This is a genomic window from Tolypothrix sp. PCC 7712 (genome assembly GCF_025860405.1).
Taxonomy (GTDB): Bacteria; Cyanobacteriota; Cyanobacteriia; order Cyanobacteriales; family Nostocaceae; genus Aulosira; species Aulosira diplosiphon.
The window spans coordinates 722,442-742,292 of the sequence record NZ_CP063785.1; the positions used below are offsets into that span (position 1 = coordinate 722,442).

The window sequence follows — 19,851 nt, forward strand, 5'->3', positions numbered from 1 at the left end:
CCTTAAAAAGGGGGATTTAGGGGGATCTAAAACGTTGTACTATCAATCAGAAGACTTTTAAACAATCCTCTAATAAACATGGGAAAAGCTCTAATATTTTTACCAAACACCCAACACCCAACACCAAAAACTATCAAATCGGCAAAGTAATTACAAATTCGGAACCATGACCTAGTACAGAATTTACCTCTATATTTCCCCCATGATTTTCCACAATGATTTGATGAGTAATCGATAAACCCAAGCCTGTGCCTTTACCCACAGCTTTAGTTGTGAATAAATGCTCAAATACTTTTGATTTAATATCATCGGGAATACCTAAACCATTATCTTTAAACTTAATCACAATAGAATTTTTATCTTCAGTTAAATTAGTTTGAACTTTAATATAATTAGGATTGTTTTCTATTTCTTGATAACTCCGCCCTTCATTAGACTCTTCTAAAGCATCAATCGCATTAGCTACTATATTCATAAATACTTGATTGAGTTGCCCAGCAAAGCATTTTACCTCAGGTAAATTACCGTAATCACGAATGACTTCAATAGCAGGACGAGTCTCACAAGCTTTTAAGCGATGCTTCAGAATTAAAATTGTGCTGTCGATGCCATCATGAATGTTAAAGGGAATTTTGACAGTGCTATCGGCACGAGAAAAGGTGCGAAGAGAAGCACTAATATCAGATATTCTTTCTACTCCCTTATGCATAGAAGTGAGTATGTGCGGGAAGTCTTCTAGGAGAAAATCTAAGTCAATTTTTTTGGCATGTTGAACAATTTCTGGTGTTGTAGCCTGATTTTTATAAAGGTTGATGTGGTCTATCAGGTCTTGCATATATTTTTGAGCATAGGTGAGATTGCCCCCAATAAAACCAGCCGGATTATTAATTTCGTGGGCAATTCCTGCTACCAATTGTCCTAAAGAAGACATTTTTTCACTTTCTACTAACCGCTTTTGAGATTGTTTGAGTTGCGCTACAGTAGTAGTTAATTCTGCTGCTCGTTGTTCTAGCTTTTGGTTGAGATGGCACAATTTTAAGTGGACATTTACACGCGCCAGTACATCTTCTGGTTGAAATGGCTTAGTGATATAATCTACAGCACCGAGAGTTAAACCTTTTACTTTATCGACCACATCTGATAAAGCCGTCATAAAAATAACTGGAATATCACGGGTCGATTCTTGTTCTTTTAATCGGCGGCAAGTTTCAAAGCCATCAATTCCCGGCATCATCACATCTAATAATATCAGGTCTGGAGAGACTATTTGTAATTTTTCCAGAGCACTTTCGCCACTTTTAGCAACTAAAACACGAAAACCCGATGCTTGCAAAAACTCAAACAGTACCTTGGCATTAACTGGGTTATCCTCAACAATCATAATCAAATTTTGTTTATCACTAAGCATATTTACAGCTGACCAATGTACTGTTTGACTAGTTTAATAATTGCTTCTTCATCTAGATTTTGAGTCAGTTCTAGAAGCTTGGTAGTAAAAGGTAAATATTTATTATTTAAATTTTGTAGTCTTTGGGCTTCCTGCTCAACTCCTGTAATATCGCCAATTGTGGCAGCATTCACCAAAGTTTTTAATTCCTCTGTGGCAGGAAATACCCATTCTTTAGGCGAATATTCATTAAAAATTACTGATTTTGGGATCTTATGATTGGTTTCTTGATAAATCCAAATTATTCCTAAATGCTGCTGAATTTTGGCTAATAAATCTTCTGATTCCACAGGTTTAGGCAGAAAATCATTGCAGCCAGAATCATAACTTTGTTGTCGGTCAACTTGGCAGACATTAGCTGAAGACGCAATGATAATCGGGTGGGAAAATTCTCGTTGAGAACGTAAATTTCGCGTCATTTCCCAACCATTAAGTAAGGGCATTACAACGTCAGTGATGATTAAGTCAGGATTCCAAGCCAAGGCTTTCTCTAATCCTTCTTGCCCATTGACTGCTTGCATTAGTGTAAAACCAAGAGGTTCTAAAAAATTAACAATCACAGAGCGATTTTCCCATCGGTCATCAACAACTAGAACCTTGATTGGGTGATTACCTTCATAACCAACAATGTTATTAGTAGTCTTCTGGGTAGCTAAATCAATCCATTGCTGTGATACTTGCAAGTCCACATCAAACCAAAACTTACTACCTTGGCCTAAAGTACTTTCTACATGAATTTCACTACCCATCATTTGCACGATTTGCTGGCTGATAGCTAACCCAAGTCCAGTTCCCTCTGCCATGCGCTGCTTATTGCCCACTTGTTCAAAAGGAAGGAATATTTTATGTAATTGCTCTGGACTCATGCCTAGGCCTGTATCTTCAATTTGAAATCTAATTTTAATTATAGGTAATTGTTTATAGTCGCTATGATTCGTGATTTCCGCTTCTGTCTGGTTTGACAGATTATCAAATTTAGCCGCATTACTTAGCACATCGACTTTAAAGATTACTTGACCAGAATCTGTAAATTTGATGGCATTACCTAATAAATTCAATAAAACTTGGCGTAACCGTTTTTCATCAGCAAATAGAGCTACAGGCAGTTTATTAAATTCTTGGTAAATAAAACCGATTTCTTTTTGTTCAGCTTTAATGCGACAGATTTCAAAAATGCTTTTGAGGAAATTAGCGAAGTGAAAATCGTGGGGGAATAATTCCAGCTTGCGGGCTTCAATTTTGGAGATATCCAAAATATCGTTAATCAGTGTTAGTAAATGGGAACCACATTGGTAAATAATGTCAAGTCCCTCCTGTTGCTTAAAAGTCACATTTTCTTCCATCCCTAAAATCTGAGCATATCCCAAAATACCGTTGAGCGGTGTCCGAAGTTCATGGCTCATATTTGCCAGAAATTCACTTTTGGCATTGTTTGCACTGTCAGCAATTTCTTTAGCTGCTTTTAATTCGGCGGTACGTTCTTCAACCCTAGCTTCTAGTTCAATAAAAGCAGTTGCTAACTGTGTAGCCATTTGATTAAAAGATTGTGCCAAACTTTCTAGCTCATCTATACCTTTAATTTCGACTTTCTGGTCGAGTTTTCCGGAAGCGATCGCTAAACTCGCAGCCTGTAAACTTAAAATTGGTTGTGTAATCCACCGGGATGTGAAAATGCCGATCGCAGTGGCCCATACTAAGGCTATTAAACATAAAATAATGCTAGTGCGGGTATTTTCGCTGATTTGTGCCATAAATTCCGATTCCGGCACAACTACAACTACTAACCAATCCAAACCAAATTTGTCTCGCCAAGGGTTAATGTGGATATACTGTCTCTCACCTTGCAAGATAAAATTTGTTTCTTGGCTTCCTTCTATCTGCCGAAAATCACCATATTTCTGCTGTATATACTGGGCTGTTGCTTTAATTAAAGAGTCTTGACTATTTAAGGCTGATAGTCTTTCTGCTTTGCCATTAATCACCTTGTATGGTAATTCATTTGCAGAAGAAGCTACTATTAATCCAGAACGCTCCAAAATAAAAGTTTGACCAGCTTTACCAATTTTCAAATTAGCTAAAAAAGTACTAATCTGTGACAATATCAAATCAACGCTTAATACTCCAGCTATCTGATGATCTCGATTGTAAACAGGATAACTAGAAGAGATAGAAAAAATATCTGGTTTATCTTCCCATTGATAAATTTGACTCCAGAGTGGTTTATTAGCTTTAACTGCATCTGCATACCAAGCTTCTTGACGCGGATCGTAATCTTTGACTTCTTTTAGTTGATTAATATTGCCTTGGCTGTCTGAACTATAAACATAAAGTTTACCGAGACGAGTTTTTTGAGAAACTTCATTAATTAACAAATTGCCATCATTTAATCTTTCAACGCCAATAAACTCACCTTTAGGGTTAGCAAAGCTAATATAGCCAATATTAAACACCTGCATTTGCTTCCAAAAATAAGTTTCTGATTTCCGAAAATCTTGCAAGTTGAGCATTCCCAACTTACTAGCATCCAGGTTAATTTGATTGATTTGATGAGGAGTTACTAAATAAGTATCAAGATGCTGGGTAACAATTCTGTTGACTTTTTCGATCAACTGGCTAGCCAGATCATTAACTGCTTTTTCACCATTCCTAAAAGAAAGATAGCCCACTAGTCCCACAGCCGTAAATATCTGAATTACAAAAGGCAGAATCAGAATAAGTCGCAGTGGTATTTTTTTTGATTTTTTTAATATAAAGTTAGTCATAAAATTTCTACTATTAAAATTTATGTGTAAAACTCATATTTAATTTTTGAAAAAAGTAAGTACACTATTATTTCTTCTTGCCCTTCGGGTGAATCCTTCACATACGCTACGCGAGCAGCCGTTGCTCATGGGGAAAACCCCCTTGGCGCTAGCCTCTCCTCTTGGGAGAAGACTGCTTCACCTGTTCTCCCTTCTCTATTAAGAGTTACCTCCCTAGGCAAATAATTTCAGGAATCAAAACTGATTTAGCTATCACTGAGAAGACTAAGTATAAAAACTATCATAAACTTAAAAGCACAGCAGGGTTTAAAGATTATTCTTCTTGCCAAATACATTGCTAGATAGGAATAGCGATCGCAAATTTCTCACCCTGCTTAGTACAAAATATACCTTCTAGTTTTTGCTCCGGAGTAGCAAGTGCGATCGCACTACTTGCTGGCACTAATCCCAGGGTAAGTATAGAGGGTTAGACATTCCTCAACATCCTGCATCTGTTGTCAAAGCATAGCTGTTGTAGCCAATCTCCTGAAATACCTGTATTTTTTTACAAAAATAACGACCTGAACCTCGGAAATTACGCAAGTTTAGGCATCCTACTTCTATTGCATCGGCATTGATTTGATGAATTTGATGAGGCGTTGCCAGATATCTATTTAAATTGTGATTGACAAGTATGTTAACCTTACTCATTAACTGTTCAACAAGGTTGTTGACAGCTTTGTGTCCATTTTTAAAACAGAAATAACCTACAAATCCCACTGCGGCAAAGACTGGGATTAAGAATGAGACATCGACTATCAGCCGTAGAGATAACTTCTGGTAAATAGAAACACCAGGATATGTCATGGTTTTCGGTTGTGAGCATTTAGAACAATGAAGAGTAAACTCTTACCAGCATTAGTTTGCCCATTCTCCGAGTGTAGATATCATACAGTTTCAATGCCTGGGAATTGAGGCGATCGCTGAAAAATAAATTAGCTGCTTTCAACTTTTTAATTTTGTCATCTGTCATCAGTATTATTTCTTGAATATCCAACTGCTACTTAATTGCTGAGTGTAGACTGCTATATTGAGTTTTTGCGTTTTTATTCCAAAAAATTTTTGATATCTGCGTAAAAAAAAACTATATGTTAACAAGTCCTGACATTTAAGTGATTTTATATAATTTATATGTTACTTAAATTACGAAAATTTATAAATGATTTTTATTAAAATTTTAAAATTAATAAACAAAAGTTTTGCTTATTGTTATCTGTAATACATGTTACACCGCAATTCACAGATATATATTTGCATCTGATAAAAATCAACCTATATTTGCAAAAATCTCATGCATAGGTTAAAAAAATATGTGTATAGAGAAATTCAGTAATTTTTACAACAATGTACTTGTTGAGCTTCATTTATTTATATTAAACCCATATAATTACTGATCTTTTTTTGAATAAAAAATTAAAAAATGATTACATTCATCAAGGAAGAATATTTCTAACTCTACTTTTTAAGGATGTAAGCAAAACTAAGAGCAGACAAAAATATTCGCTAATTCTATCCATTACTGTTCAATAGTCTTAATTTTAACTCATCTAGACATCAAGCTATTACACAGTTAAACATTTTTATAGCTTCAGGGTACAAAGTTGTAGAAGAAGCTATCTGTTGCAGATATACTGTCACTGAATTTCTCACAAACAGCAGATATATGCATATTTAGGTTGATTTAAGCGCAGACAACCTAAATTAGATTTGGAAAACTTAGCTGATGTTTCAGTGTTGGATTTCCTGATATCAAAATAGATGAGATTTAAATCCTGAATAATGAGCAATGACATAGACGCATTGGCGCTTTCCACATGGTAATACAAATGACATGCCGTACCAGTTACTGTTAATTAAATTTCTTACATATAGATAGTTTGAAATTTCACAGCCTGTAAATCCATAAATATTCAACATCAGAGTAATAGATATGAAAGAAGTTCTAGATTTCATCCAATATAAAAAGCAAGAATTTGCTCAGTTGCCATTATTTAATTTTATGCGTGACCAAAGCATAGACCCGAAGCAAAGATTAGCTTGGGCACCATGTGCGGCTTATTTCATCATGAATTTTGGCGAACTGAACAAATATTTTCTCCGGGTAGAACCCACAGAAGATCCTTTGCAACTTATCATCAACAAACATACTTATGAAGACGATCATCATTGGCTTTGGTTTTTGGAAGATCTCAAGCGTCTAGAACTGGATCAATCACTAAAATTTAGTGAAGCTTTGAGATTTCTCTGGAGTGAAGAAACAGAAAAATCACGCTGGTTAACATATCAACTGTATCGCCACACTTTACAAGCTACTCCTATCCAGAAATTGATAGTTATTGAAGTTGTGGAAACAACTGGTAACGTGATGTTTTCAACAGCAGCAGATATTCAGCAAGAACTGAAGTCCATTACCCACAAAGAATGCTTATATTTTGCTGATTTTCATTTAGCTGTGGAAACTGGACATACAACAGGTTTACCTGGCATAGAAGAATTTATCAGAAATATTAAACTTACCGAAGAAGCTCGCATAGAGGCTTATGAATTAGTTGATAAGGTATTTGCAGCCTTCACTGAATTTACGCATTCTCTTCTAACTTATGCTGAAAAATACCAAGTACAGCAACTATCTAATGTTGCATGAAGCAAATTTACTAGTCTGTATAAATTGTAACCATAATTTCTATATCACTAGTCCGTTTGTTTTCTACACAGATAAATCATCATTAAGTTCATCCACTTTCGTCAAATAACGAGGTAACAAACAGCATGAACGTACTAACATTTGAGTATTTGATAATTGGTGCTGGCCCTGCTGGATTACAATTAGGTTATTTTCTAGAAAAAGCTAACCGAGATTACCTTATATTAGAATCAGGTAGTACGCCAGGAACATTTTTTCAAAAATTCCCCAGACATAAGAAATTAATTTCTATTAATAAATTTTATACAGGATATAATGACCCTGAAATTAATCTCAGATGGGATTGGAATTCACTTTTAAGTGATAAGGAAGAAATGCTCTTTAAGAACTATAGCAGAGAGTATTTACCCAATTCCGATGACCTTGTGAGATATCTAAATGATTTTGCTAACCACTTTCAACTCAAAATTAAATATAACTGCCGAATTTCTAGAATTGCCAAAAATGAGCAATTCATGATTATCGACAACCAAGGAACAGTTTATTGTGCAAAATATCTGATCGTTGCCACAGGTTGCTCTAAACCCTACGTTCCAGAAATTCCTGGTATTGAATTTGCTGAAAATTATAATGATGTAACTATCGATCCTGAAAATTTTGCCAATCAAAAAGTATTAATTATTGGCAAAGGTAATTCCGGATTTGAAACTGCTGATAATTTAATTGGCACAACTTCCTTGATCCATATAGTAAGTCCAGAACCCATATCTTTATCATGGAAAACCAAATATGTAGGTCATCTCAGAGCAGTCAATAATAATCTCATAGATTCATATCAACTAAAATCACAGAATGTAATTTTAGATGCTGTTGTAGATAGAATCGAGTATACAGAAGGGAAATATATCGTAACTTTTACGTATGATCATGCTAATGGAGAAGTTGAAGACATCATATATGACCGTGTGATTGTATGTACTGGATTTCATTTTGATGCTTCTATCTTTGATGAATCATGCCAGCCTGAACTAACTATCAACAACCGCTTTCCAAATCAGACTAGTGAATGGGAATCAACCAACATTAAAGACTTATATTTTGCTGGAATCCTGATGCATATGCGGGATTTTAAGAAGAAGCAATCTGGTTTTATTCATGGATTCCGTTATAACATTCGAGCGCTTTACCAAATCTTAAGTTATAAGTACCACAATCAAGAGCTACCCTATCAATCTATTCCTCTGAATCCCGAAAGCTTGACAGAAGCAATTATCAGACGAGCAAATCAAAGTTCGGCCCTATGGCAGCAAACAGGCTTTCTTTGCGATTTAATTATTGTTTCTAAAGATGATTCAACAGTCAAATATTACCAAGATCTGCCAATAGATTATGTTCGTGAAAGTGAATTAGGTGAGCATGAACACTACTATACTGTCACACTAGAATTTGGATTAGATATTATCTTCTCCAGCCCAGATCCCCTTGCAGTTGAGCGAATACATAAAGATGATGTTGAACGAGCTGCTCTAAGTTCTGGTATTCATCCTATTATCCGGCGCTTCTGTGGTAATCAGCTAGTAGCAGAACATCATGTTATTGAAGATATTGCTAGTGAATGGTTGGAAGAGGTACATATTCAGCCATTAATCAAATTCTTGCGTAACCAACTTTCCACAGATGTATCTCATTCTGTAGTTGAGTCAACTGCTACTTCTATATGAGTCTAATGGAGAGAATGCAAGATGACAGTGAAACAAGTATGCGTCATTGGAGCTGGAATCAGCGGATTAGTCTCAGCCAAGACATTTCTAGAAGAGGGCTACGAAGTTACAGTCTTCGAGAAACACAAAGGAATCGGCGGCGTATGGGAAAAATCGAGAATTTACCCAGGCGTAACGACTCAAACACCTCGTGATATGTATGCTTTTTCCGATTATCCTATGCCTGCATTCTATCCTGAGTCTCCCACAGGTGAGCAGGTACGGAATTACCTAGAGTCCTACGCCCAGCACTTCGGCATTGCACAAAGAATTTGCTTCCAAGCAGAAGTTACTAATATCGCCAGAAAAACTGGGGAAGGGACGGGATGGATTGTCACAGTCAAAAATCATAATAACGATCAAGGGAAAGCAAAAGAAGAAAAGCACGAATTTGATTTTGTCCTCATCTGCAATGGCACTTGTAATATCCCAAATACACCTTCCTTTCCTGGTAAGCCAGAGTTTATGAAATCTGGGGGATTGGTCTTGCATTCTACTGATATTAATGATGATTCTCTGATTCAAGGTAAACGGGTTGTTGTTATCGGTTTTGCAAAATCAGCGGCTGATATAGCAACTTTCGCTGCTGACAAAGCTTCTGAATGCACGCTTGTTTTCCGCCAAGCTTCTTGGAAAATACCTAGATACTTTCTCGGATTCATTAACATCAAATATCTGATGTTAACGCGCTTGGGACAAGTTTGGTTTCCGTACCGCAAACTTCGCGGAGTAGAGCGGCTATTGCACACAGTAGGCAAGCCCTTAGTCTGGGCTTTTTGGCGAACTTTAGAGATGGTACTACGCCTACAGTTACGTTTAGATGCTTGTGGGATGTTGCCTGAAGAACCAATCGAAGGATTTATCAACTGTCCCTTAAGCATAACTACGAAAAACTTCTATAAATATGTGCGTCAGGGCAAAATACGTGCCAAAAAGACAACCATAGAACGGTTTGTTCCTGGTGGTGTGGAGTTGGCAAATGGTGAACGGTTATCAACAGATGTCATTATCTTGGGAACCGGATTCCAGCAGAATATCCCCTTTTTGCAAGAGCAGTACCGTCAGCAGATTATTGATAAACAGGGTAACTTTCACCTATATCGCAATCTCATTCATCCTCATGTTCCTAATATGGGTTTTGTCGGCTACAACAGCATTTTTTCTTGCACGCTCTCATCGGAGATTGGCTCTCGGTGGCTAGTGGAATATGTCAAAGGCAACTTAGTATTACCCTCATGCTTGGAGATGTTAAAAGATATAGAGGAAGAGTTGGAGTGGAGGCAGACTAAAGCACCAAGAGGTTTATACAGTGCAACATGCTTTTTCCCTTTTAGTTTTCACTACTTAGACTATCTAATGCGTGACATGGGTGCTAGCATTCGTCAAACAGGCTCGATATCAGAACTTATGAAGCCTTTAAGTCCATCTGCCTACAAAAATCTCCGGCAAGAATTACAAGCGAAAAGACCGATATCTGTGAATTATTTTCACCCTGTTTTGTCACTTTTGGAAAACAATCATTGAAGTGAAACTCTGAGACTTTAATGTAATCAAGCTTTACCCGGATTTCTCACAGAAACTAAAATTTGTAGCCAAAGCATGAAAAATAAAGCTCCCAAAGGCTTTCAGGCATTGGCTTCTCCCAAATTGACAAAGTAGGGTTAATTATGGAATTAGCTAACAAAATAGCTCTAATTACAGGAGCAAGTTCTGGTATTGGGCGAGAGACTGCAAAGCTTTTTGCCTTAGAAGGAGCTAAGGTGGCACTTGCAGATATAGATAGCGTCGGTGGACAAACACTCATTGATGAAATCAAATTATTTGGTGGTACTGCTCTATTTCATCCAGTGGATGTTTCCGTAGAAAGTGAGGTTCAAAATTGGATAGCTGGAGTAGTTCATGAATGGGGTGGTATAGACATCCTAGTTGCCAACGCTGCGGTTATGGTTATAGGCACTGTAGAGCAGGCAACAGAGTTAGATTGGGATCGAGTTTTAGCAGTAAATGTCAAGGGTTATGCTTTTTGCGCTAAGTATGTAACTCCCCAAATGCGCCAACGTGGCGGCGGAGCAATTGTGAATCTTGCTTCTATTAGTTCATTCGTTGCTGTACCTGCATTTGCACCCTATAACACTAGTAAAGGAGCGATTTTACAACTAACTCGAAGCCTAGCCTACGATTTAGCACCTGATAATATTCGTGTTAACTGTGTTTGCCCAGGGCCGATTTATACTTCTGCTGTACAACAAGTTGCCACTTCTTTGGGTTTAAGCGATGAAGATTTAGTCAAGCAATTTGCACCATTAACTCTCTTGAAGCGCATGGGACAACCACAGGAAGTGGCAAATGCGATTCTCTTTTTAGCTTCTGATAAAGCCTCGTTTATTACAGGAACACCACTCATGGTAGATGGAGGCTATACTGCCTACTAAATGATACTAGCTCTCCAAAATAAAGCTAAATATACATAGCGAGGCGACAGAGATCTGGGAAAATTATCTGTAGCCAGAATTGAGAAATGGTATAACTCCCCAGTCTAGCTGTCACGCCCGTAACTTTTTGCCAGCGAAATGCCAGTAATTTACTGTCGTATTGGTATCTCAATCACAAACTCAGTCCCTATTCCTGGTGTAGAATCGCACATTAACAGGCCTTTGTGTTTGTCCACTACAACTTGATAGCTAATAGATAGTCCTAAACCTGTACCACTGCCTATCGGTTTAGTAGTAAAAAATGGGTCAAAAATTTTCTGCTGCACCTGTGCAGTCATTCCATGACCATTATCAGCAATCCTAATCCTCAGCGTATTTGTATCTTTTAGTTCAGTATGAATACGAATCTGAGGATTTTGTCTTACAGAATTATCTTTATGTGTGTAATCATCCAAAGCATCGATCGCATTACTTAAAATATTCATAAATACCTGATTAAGTTGACCTGCATAACAACTTACTTCTGGCAGCTGTGCATATTCTTTGATTATCTCTATTTCGGGACGAATACTATTTTCTTTGATTCGGTGCTGCAAAATCATCAAAGTGCTATCAATTCCCTCATGAATATTCACAGGTTTCATTTCCGATTCATCTAGGCGCGAGAAGTTGCGTAAACCCAAAATGATATTTCGGATCCGAGAACTGCCGAGCTTCATAGAATCAAGAACCTTGGGTAAATCTTCTGCCAGGAAATCTAAATCCATTTCCTCAAGCTTGTTCTTGATTAAATCAGAAGCATAAGGGCATTCTTGCTGATAAATACTCACTAAATCTAGCAAGTCTTGCACATATTCATAGGCATGAGTAATATTGCCATGAATAAAATTGATAGGATTATTAATCTCATGAGCAATACCTGCTACCATTTGCCCTAAAGAGGACATTTTTTCACTTTGGATTAATTGGCTTTGCGTACTACGTAATTCTTCTAGAGCCTGTTGTAAATGGTAATTCTTGTCATTAATTTCTTGGGTTCTTTCTGCCACCTTTGTTTCCAAATCGTGATTGTAGTCTGCTAATTGTGTATTGACAGCTTCTAAATTTTGATAAAGAAGAGCATTCTCTAATGAAATAGCAGCTTGGGTAATAATTAACTTCAAAACTTCTAAGCGCTCTTTGGTAAATGCTGCCGTAGTTAAATTATTTTCTAGATAAATGATGCCTAGCAATTTACTTTGATTAATAATAGGAATACATAATATACTCTTTGGCTCCTCACGAGTAATGTATATATCTAAGGCAAAGGCAGCTTGAGTTTTGATATCATCAATCACCAATATTTCTTGAATGCGTTTTACATAATTTATTAAAGTAATAGGTACATGATCGCTAGACTCTAAAGGAATAGATAAAAATTCAGTGTAATGGGCAGCAAAATTCCCATGAGAACTAACTGCGGTAATAGTTAAATCTAAGTTATTGACATCACTCAGAATCAATACACATTTAGAAGCTCCTGCATTCTCCATGACAACTTTGATTAAAGTAGAAAGCAGTGCCTTGAGTTCAATTTCTCCAGAGACTGCTTGCGAAGCTTTAATTACAGCAGCCAAATCTAGCATATCCGAAATGCTCGTATTAGAACCGAGAATAGTTTCATTAGTAGCTATGGTAGATTGATGGCTAGTTGTAGATAAGTGTGTTCTCTGCTCTAGTAAGTTATTTTCACTAGAAGATGACTTCATTTTCTCCTGTTGAATAATAGGTGTAAGTAATTGAGGGTAGCGTTTTTTTAAGTCATTAATTTTGGCTTTCGCACCCCAACGAATATAGGAATAGTAGGCATCAATGAGGTAAGTTTGGGCGATTTTTTGTTTGCCCCATTCAAGATAAAATTTAGCCGCTAATTCGTAAGCGAGGGCTTCTTCATTGATGTAATCGTTTTCTTTAGCATGGGCAATAGCATATTCATAATTATCTATAGCTGCAATATATTCACCAATAACTCTATACTTTTCTGCCTCTACCAAATGAAATTTATGCAAATGATTCATCGGGGCATGATTCGCCCAGTTCTGCATCTTTTCCTGGTTAAAATTCACTTTATGGAGGATTTTATCTTGTTCAACTTTTTCAACATCAAAATATATTGCTAAATGTGCTAATGAGTCATAAAAATAGAATTGAGCAGTTACTAACATGCCGACTCCAGCATATAAGTATTTTTCCACCATATTCGCATTTTTAATAGCTTCAGGGTAGTTATTCAGCAGAAAAGATATGTTAAGTTTGCAAAAATATAGCAATAGAAGTGCTACACCATCTTTAGCTTCAAGATGAATAGGTAACATTTTTGTTTCGTCATATGCTTCCCCCATCAATATTTCTGGATTTTCTGTACTTGACTGCAAATTTAATATTGTCTGCCGAAAGATTTCATTCCAGTGAAATACTCTTTCTTGCTTCATTTTTTGAATAGTATGGCTATATGTTGCTAAATCCTTCTCCAATCCTACTAGTTCATAACCAAGAAAATAGGCATTATGAGAGTAACCATAAAGAGCATAAGCCGCAAATTCAACATCTCCTACTTCGAGATTTGTAGCATAAACATCAAGTAAAGGTTTTAATGTTGTTCGTACATGCTCTTTCCAATGTCTAATCAGTTGATTAAATCCTTCAAGCACCTTGCCAGCAACTTCTTTTGCCTGAAATCTATGTAATAAATTTTCAGCTAGCTTACCAAATTTATAGCCAGAATCAATGTCTTCCATTACGCCACATAACATTAATCCATAAGTTACATAGGCAAAAGCAGAAAAAGAAGAATTACCATATGTAATAGATAAATTGATTTGTTTAAGAATAATCAGCAAGAATAGTTTTGGTGCAACTGGATAGGCGATCCCAACTACACTAGATAGAATACGCATAACTATCAATGCTGAAGCTTCTGTAATTTCTGGCAAATCAATTAAGTCTTCAATATTGATATTAGCCAGCTTTGCAGATGTATTTTCTATTTCTAACTGAACATCTTCTTGGGTAGGGTTTTCAGGGAAATCTACTCCCAACATTTTCAAAATAGCTATTGCAATGTTGACAGCTTCCAGTTCTTTACCTTGCGCCCCATAAGCTTGTATTTGAACTTCATAAGCTTTAATTTTATCCAGCAAAGTTTTTGCTTTTTGCAAAATAACTGGGATTAATTGCTCTGTTAGCTTAAAATTACCGTTGAGATATGCGGCTTCTGCTGCTGTCTCATACAAAGCTAGGGTTAGCTCATATTTAGTATCCCAACAATCATCTGTCAGCAGTTCGATTCCTGTAGTTAAATACTTAATTGCAGATGAGTAAGCTGTTGATATCAAAGCTTTACGTCCTGCAGTCAAATTCATTACAGCCAATTCATCACGTTTAGCTTGATGAGTAATAAATTCTAGGGCAATATTGAACTGATTGACAAGCTCAAAAATCTTGTCTTCCCGTTCTGCTATTGGGATATTACTTAGCAAAAGTAACCCTATTTTTAAATGAATTGGCTTTCTTTGCTCTTCAGGAATGAGAGAATAAGCAGCTTGTTGTACTCTATCATGTACAAATTTGTATTTAGGTAATTGATAACTACTAATTGTTAAATCATCTAATATTTGATTGTCATTTTTTGAAATTAAATTATATCCATCAGTCAGAGGTAAAATTAGCCCTTCAAATAATGCTTTCCATAAGTCTGATGCTGTATCCATGACAGACTTTTCATTGACAATTGCCAAAGTTTTTAAGTCAAACTCATTACCTATGCAAGCAGCAAACTTTAACACATTTTGTGTATTCATGGGCAATTTTTCTATTTGAATGCCCATAAACTCTACAACATCATCTGTCAGAGATAAAGTTTTGATTCTAGCAATATCGTACTGCCAATAACCAACATCAATATTTAATGTAATTAGTCCGTCATCACATAGCGACTTAAGAAATTGAGCAGCAAAGAAGGGGTTACCTTTGGTTTTGGCAAACACCATTTGAGTTAAAGGAACTGCAATTACCTCGCGGCAATGAAGTGTATCAGCGATTAAATGGTTTAAATCAACTTGATTTAAAGGTGAAAGTTGAATTTGATTAATTATTGCTCCCGTTTGAGCAATTTCCTTGAGAGTTAAAGTTAAGGGATGTAAATTTGAAACTTCATTATCTCTATAAGCACCAATCAGTAGTAAACTACCCTTACTGTTGGATATTTCTTCTGTATCATCTGCAATCTGAGCAGCAGTTTCACTCATTAATAGTTGGATAAATTTTAAAGAAGCATTATCTGCCCATTGCAAATCATCTAGAAAAATTACTAGAGGATGTTCTTTTGTAGTGAAGACCTGGATAAATCTCTGAAATAATAAGTTAAACCGATTTTGAGCAGCCAAACCAGCAAGTTCAACTACTGAAGGTTGTTGACCAATAATTTTTTCTAATTCAGGAATTACATCTATAATTACCTGACACTGTGTACCTAATGCTGATAGAATTTTCGCTTTCCAATCTTGAATTTGGATATCTGTTTCGGAGAGTATTTGCCCAATTAAGCTACGCAATGCTTGTACCAAAGCTGACAAAGGAATATCTCGTTGCATTTGGTCAAACTTGCCTTTGATAAAGTAACTTCGCTGCCGTACTATAGGTTTGTGAATTTCATTGACTACAGCTGTTTTACCAATACCAGAAAAACCAGAAACTAAAATCATTTCTGTTTTACCGTTGCTGACTCGCTCAAAGGTAGTGAGTAATGTTTCAATTTCTTTTTGGCGACCATAAAGTTTTTCGGGAATCGCAAACTGATTCGAGATATCTCTAACGCCTAATGCAAATGATGTAATATTTCCTTTCTCTTGCCATTGTTTTTGGCATATTTCTAAGTCATGTCTAATTCCATACACGCTCTGATATCTATCTTCGGCATTTTTTGCCATCAGCTTGCTGATAATATCAGCTAAAATTTGGGGAATTTTAGAGTTAATCAGGCTGGCTTTTGGTGGTTCTTTCGCAATGTGTGAATAGACTAACTCCATTGGATCATTAGTATTGAAGGGTAACTGTCCAGTGAGCAGTTCAAAAAATGTAACACCCAAAGAATAAAAATCTGTACGGTAATCAATACCTCGGTTCATACGTCCTGTTTGTTCAGGAGAAATGTAAGCTAAAGTTCCTTCTAAAACATTAGGATTCTTAATAGATTGAATTTCTTTTGGCAATAAGGTTGCAAGACTAAAGTCGATAATCTTAATTTCTCTTGTGGTAGGATGAACTAGAATATTTGCAGGTTTAATATCTTTATGAATTATGCGATGGCTATGCAATTGTTCAAGAGTAGAACAAACTGACAGAGCTATCTGAAAAAATTCTTTTAATGGAACAAAATTATTTCCCTGTTCTTGCTCTCTTATTTGCCAATCTTTGAGGGATATAGCTTCATAATCCTCCATAATCAGAACATAGCCATTGCGGTAATTCTCTAAGCTGAGGGGTTTGACTATGCCTGGAATCTCCAGATTTTGAGTAATAGTATATTGACTGCGAAATTGACTAACTTCTGCAAAGGTAGGATATTCATTTCGCATCAATTTCAGGATGACCCTCTGGTCGTCTTTTTCTCTGATACCCCGATAAACTACAGTCTTTTTACCTAAATAGAGTTGCTCAGTAATGCGATAGCCAAGGATGGGAGATACTGTATCTGATACTAATAACATAAAAGCTTATGAGGGTAATTATAATTCTGTTATTATTATTCCCATTGCAAAGCTGGAACTAGCAGACAATAATGTGGAAATTATGTGAAATATATAGATTTAGGCTAAAAAATTAACTACTTTAAAGTGGCTTTCCTAATTCAGAAGAGGAGAAAACCGCCAATCTCTAATATTGAAAGACCAAATATCCGCCAATAGAGAGTATAAAAAACCTCAGATGTTCCACATTTAACTTGCATATATTGGGCGGGCAAGATGCCCACCCCACAAGAAATATACAATTTCAGATTATGCAAACTAGATTTGGTTTAGCTTACCTTTTTCTTGATGATGCTGAAGCCTGGCAGGTAGTTTTATGATTATTGATTGCACTCAAAATAGTTATATAGGATTCATATTTGATTTCTGAACTAGACGTAGGGTGTGTTGTCGCGTAGCGCAACGCACCAAAGCTGAGAATACGGTGCGTTACACTTCGTGATAACGCACCCTACATATACTTAGATTTTTCAATAATCAAATCGGATTCCTATACCAATTTAAATAATGTTTGCGACACATTATTTAAATTGGTATAATCTCAAATTTATCTATTTTGAGAACTGGAGTTTACCTAAAGGGAATAGCCTAGGATTTAGAAATCAAATTTAATTTCTAAATCCTAGGCTGTTTGATTGGCTAATTACACTAGTACAACAAGGCAAAAATAAAAAGTGAGCCAATACCATAGATATGCTGTCTGGCTCACTCTATAAAATAATTTATTTCTAAGAACTCCCTTAGTGTTATCAAATTAAGAGCATATTTATTTGCGTCTAGAATGCTACGAGTAAGTCAACAGTCAAAAAGTTTCTATATCAATCAAAGCTTTTAGCTGGTTGAAATGGTTACTTTATTTATGCCGTGTTGTACTAGTCTTTAGTCTCTAGTTTTATGCGTGAATGTTCTACGCATTTGATAAAGACTATTTTACTTTTTGTTTAATGAAGGTCACAACCTGAGTTAGCTGTTTCTTCAAGCTCTCTATTTCTGCTTGCATCTTGGCAATTTTTTCATTTAAAAGCTCAATTTCTCCAGAGGATGCGGTAGCAACGCTTGGAGGCGGAACTGTAGCATTACTATTGATAGCAGCTGGGGCTGTGGCAAAACTATGGCTAGAAGTTACAGTTGCACTATGAGCAACAGCAACGCCTGCTCCCACTAGAACTGGTTCTGGGCGTACCAGTTTAGCTTTTGTCATTGCTGACTTAATAGCACCAATAAGTTGTTTCTGGTCAAAAGGCTTACCCAGAAATTCAAAATATTCAAAGGGTTCTGAAATTTTTTCAGTTACCTCTTCTTTACGCCCAGACATCATTACTAGAGGAATCTTCCTTAACTCAGGCTGGGCTTGAATTTGCTGGAACACTTCCCAACCGCTCATTTTCGGTAGTAGAAAATCTAACATGATTAAACTAAATTTTTCTTTAAGGATGTAATTTAGTCCTTCTAAACCGTCTTTTGCTTCTACTACCTCGAAATTGCCAGGCGGCAACATCTCTCGTACTTTTACCCTGACAACTGTGGTGTCATCAATAACTAGAATTTTGTTACTTGGCACGACTTATTACTCTAACAGAAACTATAGGTGTAGATGGCTATTATGCCCATTGACATTGAGAATGCTCTTACTATATCCAACATTTATCTTGATTGGGGGAGAGTATATTTTCGGTATAAGTGATTTTCGGGGATGTGTTTTCTAGAACCTCTGCCCTTGTTCTGGTCAATTTATGTCATGGTAATATTTAAGGCTTTAACCTTGCTCTAGAGCATAGAAAATTTGCTCCACAATACCTTTGGATCTCGCGTGGATGTCTATGACTTCGTCACAACAAGCCCAACTCAAGTCAGAAATAATGGCAATGCCCAGTTGGTTACGTCGTTCTATCGGCAGAGCCAGCGAAATTTCTACAGTACAACGGATTATTAAGCAGCGCCAAATTCATACAATTTGCGAAGAAGGACGTTGCCCCAACCGGGGGGAGTGCTATGCCCAAAAAACTGCTACTTTTCTGCTAATGGGCCCTACTTGTACTCGTTCTTGTGCATTTTGTCAAGTAGATAAAGGTCATGCACCAATGCCCGTAGATTTAGAGGAACCGCAAAAGGTGGCAGAAGCTGTGAAGCTTTTGGGTTTACGTTATGTGGTACTGACTTCTGTCGCCCGTGATGACTTGGCAGACCAAGGAGCAGGTCATTTTGTCCAAACGATGGAGACTATCCGCCAGTTGAACCCAGAAACTCAAATAGAAGTGCTGACACCAGACTTTTGGGGTGGTATAGCTGCTGGGGAAGAAGGACAACGCCAAAGGATAGAGATGATTGTCAAGGCCAAGCCCGCTTGTTTTAACCACAATATTGAGACAGTGCGACGCTTAACTGGGCCAGTGCGCCGGGGAGCAAAATACGATCGCTCCTTGCATGTACTTGCACTCGTCAAAGAAATCGACTCCTCTATCCCCACCAAATCTGGTTTAATGCTGGGACATGGCGAAACCTTTGATGAAATCATAGAAGCCATGAAAGATTTAAGAGCAGTAGGATGCGATCGCTTAACTATTGGTCAGTATATGCGACCTTCCCTAGAACATCTGCCAGTTCAAAAATACTGGACTCCAGAGGAATTTGATCAACTGGGCAGCATAGCATGGCAAATGGGATTTAGCCACGTCCGTTCTGGGCCACTAGTTCGGAGTTCCTATCATGCAGGGGAAGAATGAGGGAGGTGAGGGAGGTGAGAGAGATGAGGAAGATGAGGAAGATGAGGGGGATAAATATCCCAATCCCCAATCCCCATTACCCCTTATCCCCAGAGGGGGCCCCGAGTTCCCCAATCCCCAATCCCCATTACCCCTTATCCCCAGAGGGGGCCCCGAGTTCCCCAATCCCCAATCCCCATTACCCCTTATCCCCAGAGGGGGCCCCGAGTTCCCCAGTCCCCAATCCCCAATCCCCAATCCCCAATCCCCAATCCCCAA

At 37.1% G+C, this 19,851-nt stretch carries 11 protein-coding genes; 5 read left to right on the plus strand and 6 right to left on the minus strand.

Going from position 1 to position 19,851, the window contains the following annotated elements; genetic code table 11:
• Positions 1-133 precede the first annotated feature (133 nt).
• The 4 genes from HGR01_RS02805 to HGR01_RS02820 all read right to left on the minus strand — a co-directional run bounded on the left by HGR01_RS02805 (position 134) and on the right by HGR01_RS02820 (position 5,221).
• Entirely contained in the window at positions 134-1,408 is a 1,275-nt protein-coding gene (locus HGR01_RS02805) for a sensor histidine kinase (protein WP_045871931.1), read from the minus strand.
• A 2-nt stretch (positions 1,409-1,410) separates the two neighbouring features.
• Positions 1,411-4,209, minus strand: coding sequence for a hybrid sensor histidine kinase/response regulator (locus HGR01_RS02810; protein ID WP_045871932.1), 2,799 nt, complete (start codon positions 4,207-4,209; stop codon positions 1,411-1,413).
• 477 nt (positions 4,210-4,686) lie between these two features.
• Entirely contained in the window at positions 4,687-5,055 is a 369-nt protein-coding gene (locus HGR01_RS02815) for a hypothetical protein (protein ID WP_045871933.1), read from the minus strand.
• 19 nt (positions 5,056-5,074) lie between these two features.
• Entirely contained in the window at positions 5,075-5,221 is a 147-nt protein-coding gene (locus tag HGR01_RS02820) for a hypothetical protein (protein WP_155539404.1), read from the minus strand.
• A gap of 957 nt (positions 5,222-6,178) precedes the next feature.
• Here HGR01_RS02820 and HGR01_RS02825 point away from each other — a divergent pair.
• The 4 genes from HGR01_RS02825 (at position 6,179) to HGR01_RS02840 (ending at position 11,084) form a co-directional block, all read left to right on the plus strand.
• Positions 6,179-6,892, plus strand: coding sequence for a hypothetical protein (locus tag HGR01_RS02825; protein WP_045871934.1), 714 nt, complete (start codon positions 6,179-6,181; stop codon positions 6,890-6,892).
• 125 nt (positions 6,893-7,017) lie between these two features.
• Positions 7,018-8,613: an NAD(P)-binding domain-containing protein gene (locus HGR01_RS02830; RefSeq protein WP_045871935.1), complete on the plus strand. Its 1,596-nt coding sequence runs from the start codon at positions 7,018-7,020 to the stop codon at positions 8,611-8,613.
• Positions 8,614-8,634: 21 nt separating this feature from the next.
• The gene (locus HGR01_RS02835; protein WP_045871936.1) at positions 8,635-10,176 is read left to right on the plus strand and encodes a flavin-containing monooxygenase; all 1,542 of its coding nucleotides are present in this window, start codon (positions 8,635-8,637) and stop codon (positions 10,174-10,176) included.
• A 143-nt stretch (positions 10,177-10,319) separates the two neighbouring features.
• The gene (locus HGR01_RS02840; protein WP_045871937.1) at positions 10,320-11,084 is read left to right on the plus strand and encodes an SDR family NAD(P)-dependent oxidoreductase; all 765 of its coding nucleotides are present in this window, start codon (positions 10,320-10,322) and stop codon (positions 11,082-11,084) included.
• Between the two features lie 149 nt (positions 11,085-11,233).
• On the opposite strand, the gene HGR01_RS02845 is transcribed toward HGR01_RS02840, so the two are convergent.
• Entirely contained in the window at positions 11,234-16,831 is a 5,598-nt protein-coding gene (locus HGR01_RS02845; protein WP_045871938.1) for an ATP-binding sensor histidine kinase, read from the minus strand.
• A 964-nt stretch (positions 16,832-17,795) separates the two neighbouring features.
• Complete coding sequence (locus HGR01_RS02850; protein ID WP_045871939.1) at positions 17,796-18,431, minus strand: response regulator; 636 nt, start codon at positions 18,429-18,431, stop codon at positions 17,796-17,798.
• Positions 18,432-18,690: 259 nt separating this feature from the next.
• Between HGR01_RS02850 and lipA the strand changes: the two genes are divergently transcribed.
• Positions 18,691-19,593, plus strand: a complete 903-nt coding sequence (gene lipA / locus HGR01_RS02855) for a lipoyl synthase (RefSeq protein ID WP_045871940.1) — start codon at positions 18,691-18,693, stop codon at positions 19,591-19,593.
• Positions 19,594-19,851 lie beyond the last annotated feature (258 nt).